This window comes from Collimonas fungivorans Ter331 (genome assembly GCF_000221045.1).
Classification (GTDB): domain Bacteria; phylum Pseudomonadota; class Gammaproteobacteria; order Burkholderiales; family Burkholderiaceae_D; genus Collimonas; species Collimonas fungivorans_A.
In genome coordinates this window covers 2,116,368-2,129,786 of sequence record NC_015856.1, presented here as the reverse complement: position 1 = coordinate 2,129,786, position 13,419 = coordinate 2,116,368, and the positions used below count along the sequence as shown (strand labels likewise).

The window sequence follows — 13,419 nt, the reverse complement described above, 5'->3', positions numbered from 1 at the left end:
ATTTTATTTAAAACACCGGGTGCGCAAATAAAAGTTGCGTCGAGAGAAAGAGTTGCATTTTTGACTGTGCAACCTGCCATCCTGCCGCTTGCTATCTCAGGCACGCATCTTACCCTACCTTAGCCTATATAACTAAAACACATAATAAAAAGCAATTATTGTGTTTTGATAATTATATAAGCCCCCATAGAATTAACCTTTACCTTATTCACCACGATTGGGAGATCGCATGTTCCAGCTTTCCAGAAAGAAAATACTGAGCCTGGCTTTTGCCGGCCTGAGCGCCGTGGCGTCGGTGGGCCTGAGCGCCCTGCCTGGGCCCAGCCATGCCGCAGACCTGAAAATCGGCCTGTTTGCCGATGTATCCACCCTGGATCCCCACTTCAACAATATTGCACCGAACATCTCGCTGTCGTCGCACCTGTTCGATGCGCTGGTCAATGTCGACCCGAATGGCCGCCTGATCCCGGGCCTGGCTACTTCCTGGACGGCAATTGATCCGCTCACCTGGGAATTCAAGCTGCGCCACGGCGTGAAATTCAGCGACGGCTCAGAACTGACCGCGGAAGATGTTGTATTTTCGCTGGACCGCCCCGCCACGCTGACCAACAGCCCCGGCCCGTTCACCAGCTACACCAAGCAGATCGTCAGCAAGCAGGTGGTCGATCCCTATACCGTGCGCCTGAAGACCGCCACCCCATACGGACCGCTGGCGCTGGATGTCAGCACCATCTTCATCGTTTCCAAGAAAGCGGCGCAAAACGCCACCACCGACGATTTCAACAGCGGCAAGGCGCTGGTCGGCACCGGTCCCTTCAAATTTTCCAGCTTCAAGCGTGGCGACCGTATCGAACTGCTGCGCAACGATGCCTACTGGGGCGAGAAAGCGGCCTGGGACAAAGTCACCTTCCGTATCCTGACTTCCGACGGCGCGCGCCTGGCGGCCTTGCTGGCCGGTGAAGTCGACGCCATCGAAAACGTGCCGCCGGCCGACCTGGCCAAGCTGAAGACCAATCCGCAATTCAAGCTGGCGCAGAAAATTTCCTGGCGCACTATCTTCTGGACCTTGGACCAGTCACGCGACAAGTCGCCTGACATTACCGACAAGGCCGGCAAGCCGCTAGACAAGAATCCCTTGAAAGATGTGCGCGTGCGCCAGGCGATCTCCAAGGCCATCAACCGCCAGGCGCTGGTCGACCGCACGCTGGAAGGACTGGCGGTGCCGGCATCGAACATCATCGCTCCCGGCATCCTGGGTTATGCCGATACGCTGAAAGTAGAGAAATACGATCCGGAAGGCGCCAAGAAACTGTTGGCGGCGGCCGGTTACCCCAACGGTTTCGGCATTACGCTGCATGGTCCGAACAACCGCTACATCAACGATGAGCGCGTGGTGCAGACCGTCGCCCAATTCCTGAACCGGGTCGGGATCCAGGCCAAGGTCGAGACGCTGCCGCTGGCGGTTTATTTCGGCAAGGCGCGCGCCGGCGAATATAGCGCCGCGTTGCTGGGCTGGGGCACGCTGGCCGGCGATTTCGGCTTGCGCACCCTGCTCGGCACCACCAACCCGGATACCGGCTGGGGTTCGTGGAACTGGGGCAAATACACCAATCCGAAACTGGACCAGCTGGTGCAGTCGTCGCTGGCTTCGGTCGACCAGAAACAGCGCGAGGATTTCGCCCGCCAGGGCGCCGTGGTGGCGCTCAACGATTACGCGCTGATCCCGCTGTATCATCAATACGCAACCTGGGCGCTGCGCAAGGGCCTGAAGTACACGCCGCGTACCGACGAATTTACTTTCGCCTACCAGTTCCATCCTGAATAAGCCACATCGCTACAAAAAAGCCGCTGAAGTTAGCGGCTTTTTTCATGGGAAAAGCATATTCTATGGCCTTGCCCCGATTTTCCTGCGCCACATGACCGCCCCCGCCTCTGCCAGCCCCGCATCCGAATCCGTCCTGAGCCATCGTCCGTTCACCCTGTTCTGGGGCGCACGGGTAGCTTCCACCATCGCCAACCAGATGCAGATCGTCGCCGTCGGCTGGCAAGTCTATCAACTTACGCATAGCGCTTTCGACCTTGGCATGGTCGGCCTGGTGCAGTTCCTGCCGGCCCTGTTCCTGGCGCTGCTGGTCGGCCATGTGGCCGATCGCTACGACCGCCGCAAGATTGCCCGCATCTGCCTGTTCATCAAAGGACTGGCGGCGGCGGCGCTGGCCATCGGCAGCATTTACGGCTGGCTCGACAAGCAAGCCATCTTCGCCATCGTGTTTGTGATCGGCGCCACCCACGCCTTTGAATCGCCGACATTGCAGGCGCTGGTGCCCGGCCTGGTGCCGGCGCGCCTGCTGCCGCGCGCCGTGGCCTGGGCGGCATCGGCCACGCAGACGGCGGTGATCATCGGTCCGGCATTGGGCGGTTTCATTTACGTGCTGGGGCCAAGCACGGTGTACACCAGCAGCAGCGTGCTGTTCATCGGCGCCAGCCTGCTGGTATCGCTGATCCGCATCGAAAGCGTGTTGCCGCGGCGCGAACCGGCCACGCTCAGCTCCTTGCTGGCGGGGATTGCCTTCATCAAGAGCCGGCCGGCGATTCTCGGCGCCATATCGCTCGACCTGTTCGCTGTGCTGCTGGGCGGCGCCACGGCCCTGCTGCCGATCTATGCGCACGACATCCTCGCCACCGGCCCGCTCGGCCTCGGCCTGCTGCGCTCGGCGCCGGCGGTGGGCGCCTTGTCGACCGCAATTTTCCTGGCGCGGCGGCCACTGAGCCGGCGCGTCGGCCGCAGCATGTTCATTGCGGTTGCGGTGTTTGGCGTGGCGACTATCGTGTTCGCCCTGTCGCGTTCATTTGTGTTGTCGCTGGCGACGCTGGTGGTGCTTGGCGCGTCGGACATGATCAGCGTGGTGGTGCGCTCTTCCTTCGTGCAGCTGGAAACGCCGGACCACATGCGCGGCCGCGTCAGCGCCGTCAACTCGGTGTTCATCGGCACTTCCAACCAGCTGGGCGAATTCGAATCGGGCGTCACCGCGGCCTGGCTGGGACCGGTGCCGGCGGTGCTGCTGGGCGGCGTCGGCACCGTGGTCGTGGTGCTGCTGTGGATACGCCTGTTCCCCACCCTGTTCGGCCTGGATAAGCTGGTCAATCCTGCTGCCGCGCCAAATCCGCCGGCCCAGCCGCCGTCGCCTGCAACCCCAACAACCACCTGACTGCCAGGGCGTCCGGCGAGGAGCTCCGCTCTGCAGCAAAACGGCGATCCGGCTATACTCTTAGCCCTCGGCAGCCAACGGCAATCGTCCTGTATCCATGGGCGGATTGCCTGTTGCCGCACACGGCGGTCCAGGTCGTCAAACCATCACCACCATTTTTAGGCGCCCGCCGCAAAGGAAGCGACAATGCAATATCGTGAACTCGGACACAGCAAGCTCAAGGTCAGCCTGATTACGCTCGGCACCATGACCTGGGGCGAACAGAATACGGAAGCAGAAGCACATGCGCAGATCGACCTGGCGCTGGCGCGCGGCGTCAACCTGATCGACACCGCTGAAATGTATCCGGTGCCGCCGCGCGCCGAGACCCAGGGTTCGACCGAACGTTATATCGGCAGCTGGCTGAAAAAATCCGGCAAGCGCAGCGAAGTCATGATCGCCACCAAGGCCACCGGCCCGGCACGCAAGCCGCACAATCCGCGCCACGTGCGCGGCGGCATCAACAATTTCGACCGCAAGGGATTGAGCGAAGCCTTGCACGGCAGCCTGGAGCGCCTGCAGACGGATTACGTCGATCTGTATCAGCTGCATTGGCCGGACCGCAGCGTCAACTGTTTCGGCACGCTGAACTACAGCCATATTCCGGATGAAGAGACGGTGCCGATTGAAGAAACGCTGACCATCCTGGCCGACTTCATCAAGGCCGGCAAGGTGCGCCACATCGGGATTTCGAACGAAACGCCGTGGGGCATTTCGGAGTTCTTGCGCGCTTCGGAGAAATTCGATTTACCGCGCGTGGCCAGCATCCAGAATCCGTACAGCCTGCTCAACCGCACGTTTGAAATCGGCCATTCGGAATTTGCATTCCGCGAACAGGTCGGGCTGCTGGCGTATTCGCCGCTGGCGTTCGGCGTGCTATCGGGAAAATACCTGGATGGGGCGCGGCCGGCCGGCGGCCGCCTGACGCTGTTTGAACGTTTCAGCCGCTACACCAATCCACAGGTCAACCGGGTGGTTGGCGATTACGTGGCACTGGCGAAAAAACACGGGCTGGATCCGGCGCAGATGGCGCTGGCTTTCGTCAACAGCCGCGGCTTCCTGACCAGCAATATCGTCGGCGCCACCACGCTGCAGCAGTTGCAAAGCAATCTCGACAGCATCGATATCACGCTGGATGAAGAAATTTTGCGCGAGATCGAAGCAATCCACCTGAGCCAGCCCAACCCCGCTCCCTGAAACCCGGCGGCTCAGTCTTCCGGGCTTACATCGGACCAGACCGGCGCCGGGCCGCCGGCGACGATCTCGATCGGACGCGCGGCATAACGTTGTGCCAGTACCGCGCACACCATCAGCTGGATCTGGTGGAACAGCATCAAAGGCAACACGATCATGCCGACGGTATGTCCTGCAAACAGGACTTTCGCCATAGGCACGCCGCTCGCCAGGCTCTTCTTCGAGCCGCAAAACACAATCGTGATTTCGTCTTCCTTGCTGAAACCCAGGCGGCGGCTGATCCAGGTGGCGAGACTCAGCATCACGAACAGCAGCAGCGCCACCACCACAATCAGGCCGACCAGCGACAGCGGCGGCAGCTCCTGCCACAAGCCCTGCACCACGGCTTCGCTGAACGCGGTATAGACCACCAGCAGGATCGAACCCTGGTCCACCATCTTCAAGATGATCTTGTGCTTGTCCAGCCATTTGCAGATCCAGCGGCGGGCGATCTGGCCGGCGACAAACGGCAGCAACAGCTGCATCACGATATTCAGGATGGAATCGAAAGAACCCTTGCCCTGGGCATGCGTCACCACCACCAGGCCGACCAGCACCGGCGTCAGGAAGATGCCGAGCAGGTTGGAGGCGGATGCGCTGCACACGGCGGCCGGCACGTTGCCGCGCGCCACTGAGGTAAATGCGATCGACGATTGCACGGTGGACGGCAAGGTGCACAGGAACAGGATACCTAGGTACAGGTCCGGCGTCACCAGCGGCAGCAGCAGCGGCTTGAATATAAGGCCCAGCAACGGAAACAGGGCAAAAGTGGCCAGCAGCACCGTCAGGTGCAGGCGCCAGTGCAGCGCACCCTGCACCACCGCTTCGCGCGACAGCTTGGCGCCATGCAGGAAAAACAGCAGGCCGATGGCCAGCGTGGTGATCAGGTTGAAAGAGACCGCGACCTGGCCTTTGGCCGGGAACAGGCTAGCGACCAGAACCGTGGTAACCAGCAACAACGTGAAGTTGTCGGGCAAAAAGCGTGGGCGGACCATGATAGGAAACGTAGGCTAGAGTTGGAGAAAGCTTCCCCGCCGCCGTCACCGCCCCTTTTGACAGTGAGCGGCAAGATAAATATAGACGGGACAACAACCTTCATTCTACGCACTAACGCCTGGGTACCGACCGGAAATTGATAAAACCGCGACAAAATTCCGGTAAATGATGAAAATTCACCACAACCAGAACATCAGCAGCCAGGCAAAGTTGACCAGGGCCAGACCGGCAATCACTGGCGCCATGCTCAGCAGGCGGCGTGCCGGCGCGCTTGTATAACGGCCGGTGACGCGCCAGGCCAGCCACACGCTCCACAAGGTTGTCGCGATCAGCAGGATGGCGCGCAAGTCGTTGGCCCAGAACACTGGCAGGTGCTCGCCGCGCAGCAGGCTGATGGTGGTGGCCGACAAGCCGACAAATACGCCGCAACCGGCCAGCGGAATGGTGGACTGCACCAGATGGTTGAAACGCTTGCGGTCACAGCCGCCGAGCACACGGCTGCTCAGTGCGAACAGCAACGTCAGCGCGGTGCCGAGCACCAGCCCGGTAGTCAGGATATAAGCGATCACCAGGCCGCCGTCGAGCCAGCTGAAGACATCGTTCTGCGCCGGATAATTGGTGAACACCCACCACGGCGCATGGGTATCGAAGGGCCACATGATGTCGCGGTCGATCAGCCAGGTTGCTATCGCTTGCTTGACCTGCACAAACCATGGGCTGGCCGACCAGTGGAAGGCGCCGATTGCGATTCCCATCAAGCCGTACAAGGCCAGTGCGCTTTCCCACAGGTTGTTGTGCTGCTCGCCATGGCGGACGATTTCCTCGGCCGGCGCGCGCCAGGTCAGTTCGATGGCGTCGCGATGCCCGCTGCAGCGTCCGCACATATGGCAATCGGCAGCGCCCTTCATGGCCCGCAGCGGCACCAGCGGCGCGCAATTGACGGGAATTACGGTGCGTCCTTGGGTGTGGCTGTGGGTGCCGTATGAAGCGCGCCAGGCGGTTTCGTTGACTTTGTAGTGGAACGGCGCCAGCTTGGCCAGCAAGCCGAACACGCCATTCACCGGGCACAGGTATTTGCACCAGACACGCTTGTCGCGGCCATACAGGTAGCCGACCACGATGGCGCCGGCGGTAGAACCGCCCAGCACCAGCAGCACCGCTTTAGGATATTGGTACACGCTCACCATCTGGCCGTAGATGGTGGTCAGCGCAAACGCCACGAACGGCCAGCCGCCCCAGCGCATCCAGTGCGGAATGGCTTTGCCGAGTCCGTGGCGGCTGGCGAACTCGGTCAGCGCGCCCTCCGGACATAGCACGCCGCACCAGACCCGCCCCATCAGCACCATGCTGATCAGCACGAACGGCCACCAGATGCCCCAGAAGGCAAACTGCGCGATCAGGGTCAGGTTCGACCAGATGTGCGCGGTTTCGTCCGGCAGCGGCAGGAAGATCGGCACCAGGATCAGGAAGCCGTACACCAGCACAATCCCCCACTGCACCCAGCGAATCAGCTTCGCATGGTCCCGCATCCAGTCAGCCGTGCGGGAAAGTCGTGTTTGCGTTTGAGGAATTGCACAAGTATTCATTGGTTTATTTGGCTGAGGCTGTGACTGACTGCGGCTGCGGCCTGGCTCGCTTGAGGAATAACAATACACACACCCAATATGCCACATACACCAGCAAGCTCATCAGCGCAGGCTGCGCGCGATAGCCGGTCAGCGTGGAAACCAGGTTGCCGAATGACGTCGTGTCGTCGAGCAGGCGCGAGCTGTCCCAGACCGGATCGACCAGCGTCGGGATGATATCCAACGACATCAGCCGCTCGATGCCGGTCAGCAGCAGGCCTGCGGCGAGGAACAGCAAGATGATTTCGGTGACCTGGAAGAAGCGGCGCCAGGAAAAAATCCTGCCGCCGAGCTGCAACAGATAGAAGGTCAGGAACGCCAGCGCAAAACCGAGCGCCGCGGCCAGCACCATCGCGCCGGCCGAGTCACCCTTGTCCGCCAGGCCCAGTCCGTAAAGAAAGATCACGGTTTCGCTGCCCTCGCGCGCGATCGCCAATGCCGCCAGCGCAAATACGCCCCACCAGTTCGCGGTTTGCAGGTTGGCGCTGAGCGAGGTTTCCATTTCGCGCTTGAGCGTGCGGCCGTGCTTGCGCATCCAGAACACCATCTGCACGATCAGTATCGCGGCCAGTATCACCATCACGATCTGGAAATAGTCCTGGGCGTCTCCCGACAGCAGCTCGCTGAAACCCAGCAGCGCCGCACCGAGGCCGATCGCGCCCAGGATGCCGACGCCGACGCCGCTCCACAGATAAGGCAAGCCGCGGCGTGCAGCTTCGCCGCCGTTCTTCAGCCACGCATGCAAAATGCCGACTACCAGCAACGCCTCGACGCTCTCGCGCCAGACTATGAACAAAATCTGCCCCATCTTTTATGACTCCATCAAACCAACACAAGCGCCGCCGCAAACGGCCGGCGGCAGCCTCTTATTTAGCGACAATCACACCCTGCGCCTGCGCATGAAAATCATCGAAAAACTTGTATTCGCCCGGCTGCAGCGGCGCAATCACCACGAACGACTGCGCGCCCGGCGCCAGCACTTTTTCCTTGCGCAGCTGGACGCTTTCGAATTCAACCGCCGACTGTCCGGTGTTGTGGACTTCGATTTTTATTTTCTGGCCGGCAGGAACCATGATCCGCGCCGGATTGAGGACGCCATCCTTCATTTCCAGCTTGAAGGTGGGCAAATCGGCGGCCATCGAAACCGTCGCCGCCAGCATCGCGCCGGCAGCAAATATGCCGCGCACTTTGCCGGCTGCCATGGACATGGCCTGCGATGAGAATTTCATGGGTGCGCATTTCTGCGGCATCAATATCCGCCTTTTTTACCGACCCCGGCAAAGGTGAACTCGTTGACCACCGTGAACGGCTTGAACCAGGCGCCGACACCGGTTTCCTTGTCGACATGGCGGCCGAAATGCGCGCCGGCATTGGCCGACGGCGGCGAGATGATCATCTTCAATGTGTATTTTCCCGGCCCCGCCAGCTTGACATTGTCGCCGTAGTGCGGACCATCGCTGGCCACCATCGGCATCATGTCGCCCTTGATGACCTGGGTCGAGCCGGCTTTGCTGAATTCGTAAGAGATGACCAGGTTCGGCATCCAGTCGCCCTCGGCAAAACCGTTGGGATTGTCTTTCACGGCATGGATATCGGCTTCGACGTGGATGTCCGACAGCTCCGCCTTGCGCATCATGCCTTCCGGCTCCATCTTGATCGGCTGCAGATAAACAGCAGCGACCTCCAGGCCATTCATGATCTGCTGCTTGCCGATCGGATATTCGGCTGCCATTGCGGCGCCGGCAACCCCAAAAGAAACAAGCACGGCCGCCGTAAGCAATTTCACATTCATGCAATCAACCTTTCGAGCTATAAATGATAATGATTATTGTTTGATTATATCATCCGATGAAATGCGCTGCTCCCTATGGCGTCGGGATAAGGGAGATCGAAATAGCCTGAGCTAATACATAATGAGAACACAAATAAAGCTTCCCAATATGCAATACCTGTGGCATAGTAACGGACTTGGTTGAGAGCAAGCAGAAAAAGTGTTTTACCTCTGTAAGCGAGAAGAAATATTAGGTTTTACGATATTTTCCTCTTCCAAAATTAACAAAGCTAATATATAATTTTGTTTTTCGCGGCTGTAGCTCAGCTGGATAGAGTACTTGGCTACGAACCAAGGGGTCGTGGGTTCGATTCCTGCCAGCCGCACCAGTATTACGAGGGGTTGCAAGAGAAATCTTGCAACCCCTTTCTGGTTTACGTCCCCGGTTTTCATTTGCCAGCAAACTGCGCCGGACAATCCCATCCCCTGCCATCCATTTTATAAAAGCAGCGCCCAATAAAAAACCGGCGATCTTCATCACCGGCTCTCTGCGCCATCCAGCTGGCATTTCCTGTTTGTCGCTATCAGCGCCGCGGCGGATAAATATCCCGGCCGGCCCTGTCGATCTGCTGACGCAAGGCGCGCCGCTCATCCGGCGACATCCGGCCGCGTCCCTCGTTAGGGTCGGAGCCGCGGCCGCGGTTCTGCCATTGCTCATCCGGCGCCTGGCCGCGGCGCGGTTCATACTGCGAGGGCGGCGGCGCGCGGCGGTCGCCGCCACGGTCGTCAGGCATACGGTCGGAACGTGCAGAGGCGCTCATCATTGCCGACAGCAACAATAAACAGACACTGATTTTCCGAAACATCTTCATCATATGGACTTCTTCTGTGAGTTCAGGATAACGGTTAAGATTTAATCGTCACAAATTAAGTGTAAGCTTCCCCATAAATGAGCATAAGATGTTTTTGGTAAAGTGTGTAACACTTTGTAATCCATGGGCTTTTACTGTATTTCCGAAGCGCACTCTGACGTTACCATACGACCATGAATACGATCAACACCCAAAACCAAACAAGCAATGCCCACCAGCATAAAATCCTGGTGGTCGACGACGACGTCCGCTTGCGTGACCTGCTGCGACGATACCTGACGGAGCAAGGCTTCCAGGTAGTCACGGCGGAGAACGCACAGGCCATGAACAAGCTCTGGATACGCGAGCGCTACGACCTGCTGGTGCTGGACCTGATGCTGCCGGGCGAAGACGGCCTGGCGATCTGCCGCCGCCTGCGCGGCGCCGGCGACCAGACGCCGATCATCATGCTGACCGCCAAAGGCGAGGATGTCGACCGCATCGTCGGGCTCGAAATGGGCGCCGACGATTACCTGCCCAAACCATTCAACCCGCGCGAGCTGGTGGCGCGCATCGGCGCGGTGCTGCGCCGCAAGGGCCCGGACGAACTGCCGGGCGCGCCGTCGGAAACGCCGCAGTCTTTCGAGTTCGGCGAATTCATCCTCGACCTCGGTACCCGTACGCTGAAAAAGAACGGTGAGTCGATCCCGCTCACCACCGGCGAATTTTCCGTGCTCAAGGTATTTGCACGGCATGCACGGCAGCCGCTGTCGCGCGAGAAGCTGATGGAACTGGCGCGCGGCCGTGAATACGAAGTATTCGACCGCAGCCTGGACGTCCAGATTTCGCGCCTGCGCAAGCTGATCGAACCGGATCCGGCCAGCCCGCTCTACATCCAGACTGTATGGGGGCTCGGTTATGTCTTCATTCCCGAAGGCCAGCCGCGCTGATGCCCTGCGCAACATTGTCCTTCCCTCGCCGGCGCCCGGCCAGATGGTAACTCCGCACCGGCTGGCCTGGCTGAAAAGCGGTCTGATGTGGCGGACCTTTTTCATGATCGCGTTCCTGATCACGGTCAGCATGGTGACCTGGGTCGCCAGCTTCAAGATCGTCGAGCGCGGTCCGCGCGCGCAGCAGGTCGCCGCGCAGATCATCTCCATCGTCACCATCACCCGCGCCGCCCTCACCCATTCGGCGCCGGACCTGCGCAGCGAACTGCTGTTCGACCTGGCCAGCAATGAAGGCATCCGAATTTATCCGCTGGAAGATACCGACCAGATCGAACCGCCGCCCGACAACGCCCTGATGCCCGACCTGGAACGCGAAGTCCGCGCCAGGCTCGGCAACCAGACCAGGTTTTCATCCAAGGTCAACGATATCGGCGGCTTCTGGATCAGCTTCAAGATCGATAGCGACGAATACTGGCTGATGCTCGACAGCGAGCGGGTCGAGCGCAGCTCCGGCGTGCAATGGCTGCAGTGGGGCAGCGTGGCAATGGTATTGTCGCTGCTGGGCGCGATGTTCATTTCAACCCTGATCAACCAGCCGCTGTCGCGCCTGACCGCCGCCACCCGCGCGGTAGCCAAGGGCTTGCAGCCGGAGCCGCTGCCTGAAACCGGCCCGACAGAAATCGAGGAAGCGAACCGCAGCTTTAACCAGATGGTCAGCGACCTGCAGCGCATCGAATCGGACCGGGCGATCATCCTGGCCGGCATTTCCCACGATTTGCGCACGCCGCTGGCGCGCATGCTGCTGGAAGTGGAAATGGCGAACCTGTCCGACGACGCCCGCACCGGCATGCAATCCGACCTGGCGCAGATGGACGGCATCATCGGCCAGTTCCTGCATTACGCAAAACCGACGGACACCAGCAGCTTCGAGAGAATTAACCTTAGCGAGCTGATCGACAGTGTGGTGCAGACTGCCACACGCCATGACGACATCCGGATCCAGACCATCATCACGCCGAATGTCCACGTGTCAGGGAATGAAACCGAACTCACGCGGGTATTCAACAACCTGATAGAAAATTCGCGCCGCTACGGCAAGAAGGAAGGCGACGAATTCGTCGAAGTCGATATCAGCTGCCAGGTCCGCCAGGACAAGGTGATCCTGAACATCGCCGACCACGGCGCCGGCGTGCCGGACAGCGAGATCGACCGCTTGCTGCGGCCGTTCACCCGGCTCGACGTCGCGCGCGGACAAGCCAACGGTTCAGGCCTCGGCCTGGCGATCGTCAGCCGCATCGTCAAGCAGCACGGCGGCAAGTTGCGCGTGAGCAACCGCGAAGGCGGCGGCCTGGCTACCCAGATCGAACTGCAATTAAAGTAATTGTAGGGTGGGCACCTGTGCCCACGCAGCACACGCCTATTTCGGCCCTGTGAGAACCTGCACTCCAGCTATTACCGTCACGCGTGGGCACAGGTGCCCACCCTACCGCGCAAACAGCAGAGCTACCGCCTCCGCTGCAATCCCTTCTTCCCGGCCCAGGTAACCCAGCTTTTCATTGGTCTTGGCCTTGACATTGACCTGGTTGACGGCGATCCCGCAATCGGCGGCGATATGCGCCACCATTTGCGGGATATGCGGCGCCATTTTCGGCGCCTGGGCGATGATGGTCGAGTCGATATTGCCGACCGTGTAGCCGGCAGCGCCGACCAGCCTTACCGCTTCGCGCAACAGTTTGCGGGAATCGGCGCCGGCAAACTGCGCATCCGTATCCGAAAAATGGCGGCCGATGTCGCCCAGGGCGGCGGCGCCAAACAAGGCATCGATAATCGCATGCAGCAGCACATCGGCGTCCGAGTGCCCTAGCAGCCCGGTTTTATGCGGAATCGTCACGCCGCCGATAATCAGCGGCCGGCCAGCCTGCAAGGCGTGGCAATCGTAGCCCTGGCCGATGCGGAACTGCTGGCTCATGCCGGGTCCTTTACATACGGTGACTTCATCATTCTTCCTTTAGAAACATCTCTGCCAACGCCACATCGTGCGGCAAGGTTACCTTGAAATTGCGCGGGCTGCCTTCGACCAGGCGCGGCTGCAGGCCCAGCTGCTCGACCGCGCTGGCTTCGTCGGTGACCGCTGCGGCCAGGGTCAGTGCGCGCACCAGCAAGCCATAGCGGAACATTTGCGGCGTCTGCGCGGCCCACAGCTCGGCGCGCGCCACGGTTTGCGCCACGCGCGCATCCTGGGTATTTTTGTCACTGCGCTTGAGGGTATCGACCACCGGCAACGCCAGCAGACCGCCGACCGCATCGTCGCGCAGGGCGACAATCAGGCGCTCGATCAGGGCGCATGTCAGGCCTGGCCGGGCGGCGTCATGCACCAGCACCCAGTCGTCATCGCCTGCCTGCTCGCGGATCGCCTGCAGGCCGTTCAGCACGGAATCCCGGCGGTTGGGGCCGCCGTCGAACAGCACCGTCACCCGTCCCTGCAGGTGCGGCGCGGCCGCCATCAGGTCGGCGATATAACCGTCATCGGCGCTGACCACCACATACACATGGCTGATCGCGCTGGCCTCGGCAAAGGTATCCAGGACATGCATCAGCATCGGCTCGCCGGCCAGCTGCATATATTGCTTGGGGATATCCGCCCCTATGCGGGCACCGACGCCGGCAGCGGGAATCAGGGCAAAATAGCGGGATGGATTCATGCACAATCTCAATGGAATCGAGTGGTTTATAATGCGGCTCTGA

At 60.4% G+C, this 13,419-nt stretch carries 13 protein-coding genes and 1 tRNA gene; 6 read left to right on the top strand and 8 right to left on the bottom strand.

All coding sequences use genetic code 11. The annotated features are described in order from the left end of the window. Window positions 1-229 precede the first annotated feature (229 nt). From CFU_RS09310 to CFU_RS09300, 3 genes are all read left to right on the top strand, one after another. Window positions 230-1,825, top strand: coding sequence for an ABC transporter substrate-binding protein (locus CFU_RS09310; RefSeq protein WP_041741627.1), 1,596 nt, complete (start codon window positions 230-232; stop codon window positions 1,823-1,825). 91 nt (window positions 1,826-1,916) lie between these two features. Then, window positions 1,917-3,209: an MFS transporter gene (locus tag CFU_RS09305; RefSeq protein ID WP_014005788.1), complete on the top strand. Its 1,293-nt coding sequence runs from the start codon at window positions 1,917-1,919 to the stop codon at window positions 3,207-3,209. Between the two features lie 186 nt (window positions 3,210-3,395). Then, window positions 3,396-4,445 carry an NADP(H)-dependent aldo-keto reductase gene (locus CFU_RS09300; RefSeq protein WP_014005787.1) on the top strand — a complete coding sequence of 350 codons (1,050 nt, stop codon included), beginning with the start codon at window positions 3,396-3,398 and terminating at the stop codon, window positions 4,443-4,445. Between the two features lie 11 nt (window positions 4,446-4,456). On the opposite strand, the gene CFU_RS09295 is transcribed toward CFU_RS09300, so the two are convergent. From CFU_RS09295 to CFU_RS09275, 5 genes are all read right to left on the bottom strand, one after another. Next, the gene (locus tag CFU_RS09295) at window positions 4,457-5,476 is read right to left on the bottom strand and encodes a bile acid:sodium symporter family protein (RefSeq protein ID WP_014005786.1); all 1,020 of its coding nucleotides are present in this window, start codon (window positions 5,474-5,476) and stop codon (window positions 4,457-4,459) included. Window positions 5,477-5,653: 177 nt separating this feature from the next. Further along, on the bottom strand, window positions 5,654-7,006 hold the full coding sequence (locus tag CFU_RS09290) for a 4Fe-4S binding protein (RefSeq protein ID WP_041741626.1): 1,353 nt from the start codon (window positions 7,004-7,006) through the stop codon (window positions 5,654-5,656). Between the two features lie 61 nt (window positions 7,007-7,067). Further along, on the bottom strand, window positions 7,068-7,910 hold the full coding sequence (locus CFU_RS09285; protein WP_014005784.1) for an FTR1 family iron permease: 843 nt from the start codon (window positions 7,908-7,910) through the stop codon (window positions 7,068-7,070). Window positions 7,911-7,968: 58 nt separating this feature from the next. Continuing rightward, entirely contained in the window at window positions 7,969-8,304 is a 336-nt protein-coding gene (locus CFU_RS09280; RefSeq protein ID WP_041743201.1) for a cupredoxin domain-containing protein, read from the bottom strand. Window positions 8,305-8,351: 47 nt separating this feature from the next. Continuing rightward, a complete protein-coding gene (locus CFU_RS09275) occupies window positions 8,352-8,894 on the bottom strand; it encodes an iron transporter (RefSeq protein ID WP_014005782.1) in 543 nt (180 codons plus the stop codon). A 291-nt stretch (window positions 8,895-9,185) separates the two neighbouring features. On the opposite strand from CFU_RS09275, the gene CFU_RS09270 reads away from it, so the two are divergent. Continuing rightward, window positions 9,186-9,262 (top strand) — tRNA-Arg (locus CFU_RS09270). Between the two features lie 195 nt (window positions 9,263-9,457). On the opposite strand, the gene CFU_RS09265 is transcribed toward CFU_RS09270, so the two are convergent. Beyond that, entirely contained in the window at window positions 9,458-9,748 is a 291-nt protein-coding gene (locus CFU_RS09265) for a hypothetical protein (RefSeq protein WP_014005781.1), read from the bottom strand. 170 nt (window positions 9,749-9,918) lie between these two features. On the opposite strand from CFU_RS09265, the gene ompR reads away from it, so the two are divergent. Then, complete coding sequence (gene ompR, locus CFU_RS09260; protein ID WP_014005780.1) at window positions 9,919-10,674, top strand: two-component system response regulator OmpR; 756 nt, start codon at window positions 9,919-9,921, stop codon at window positions 10,672-10,674. A 43-nt stretch (window positions 10,675-10,717) separates the two neighbouring features. Continuing rightward, a complete protein-coding gene (locus CFU_RS09255; RefSeq protein ID WP_041743198.1) occupies window positions 10,718-12,055 on the top strand; it encodes a sensor histidine kinase in 1,338 nt (445 codons plus the stop codon). Window positions 12,056-12,157: 102 nt separating this feature from the next. On the opposite strand, the gene ispF is transcribed toward CFU_RS09255, so the two are convergent. Both ispF and ispD read right to left on the bottom strand, forming a co-directional pair. After that, window positions 12,158-12,643: a 2-C-methyl-D-erythritol 2,4-cyclodiphosphate synthase gene (ispF, locus tag CFU_RS09250; protein ID WP_014005778.1), complete on the bottom strand. Its 486-nt coding sequence runs from the start codon at window positions 12,641-12,643 to the stop codon at window positions 12,158-12,160. A 28-nt stretch (window positions 12,644-12,671) separates the two neighbouring features. After that, on the bottom strand, window positions 12,672-13,376 hold the full coding sequence (gene ispD, locus CFU_RS09245; protein WP_050808527.1) for a 2-C-methyl-D-erythritol 4-phosphate cytidylyltransferase: 705 nt from the start codon (window positions 13,374-13,376) through the stop codon (window positions 12,672-12,674). Window positions 13,377-13,419: the final 43 nt, after the last annotated feature.

Excerpts from the sequence above, each read along its gene's own strand:
- CFU_RS09305 (WP_014005788.1), top strand. The coding sequence starts at position 1,917 with ATGACCGCCCCCGCCTCTGCCAGCCCCGCATCCGAATCCGTCCTGAGC.
- CFU_RS09275 (WP_014005782.1), bottom strand. The coding sequence starts at position 8,894 with ATGAATGTGAAATTGCTTACGGCGGCCGTGCTTGTTTCTTTTGGGGTT.
- ompR (WP_014005780.1), top strand. The coding sequence starts at position 9,919 with ATGAATACGATCAACACCCAAAACCAAACAAGCAATGCCCACCAGCAT.
- CFU_RS09285 (WP_014005784.1), bottom strand. The coding sequence starts at position 7,910 with ATGGGGCAGATTTTGTTCATAGTCTGGCGCGAGAGCGTCGAGGCGTTG.
- CFU_RS09265 (WP_014005781.1), bottom strand. The coding sequence starts at position 9,748 with ATGATGAAGATGTTTCGGAAAATCAGTGTCTGTTTATTGTTGCTGTCG.
- CFU_RS09255 (WP_041743198.1), top strand. The coding sequence starts at position 10,718 with ATGGTAACTCCGCACCGGCTGGCCTGGCTGAAAAGCGGTCTGATGTGG.
- CFU_RS09280 (WP_041743201.1), bottom strand. The coding sequence starts at position 8,304 with ATGGCAGCCGGCAAAGTGCGCGGCATATTTGCTGCCGGCGCGATGCTG.
- ispD (WP_050808527.1), bottom strand. The coding sequence starts at position 13,376 with ATGAATCCATCCCGCTATTTTGCCCTGATTCCCGCTGCCGGCGTCGGT.
- CFU_RS09310 (WP_041741627.1), top strand. The coding sequence starts at position 230 with ATGTTCCAGCTTTCCAGAAAGAAAATACTGAGCCTGGCTTTTGCCGGC.
- CFU_RS09290 (WP_041741626.1), bottom strand. The coding sequence starts at position 7,006 with ATGCGGGACCATGCGAAGCTGATTCGCTGGGTGCAGTGGGGGATTGTG.
- CFU_RS09300 (WP_014005787.1), top strand. The coding sequence starts at position 3,396 with ATGCAATATCGTGAACTCGGACACAGCAAGCTCAAGGTCAGCCTGATT.
- CFU_RS09295 (WP_014005786.1), bottom strand. The coding sequence starts at position 5,476 with ATGGTCCGCCCACGCTTTTTGCCCGACAACTTCACGTTGTTGCTGGTT.
- ispF (WP_014005778.1), bottom strand. The coding sequence starts at position 12,643 with ATGAGCCAGCAGTTCCGCATCGGCCAGGGCTACGATTGCCACGCCTTG.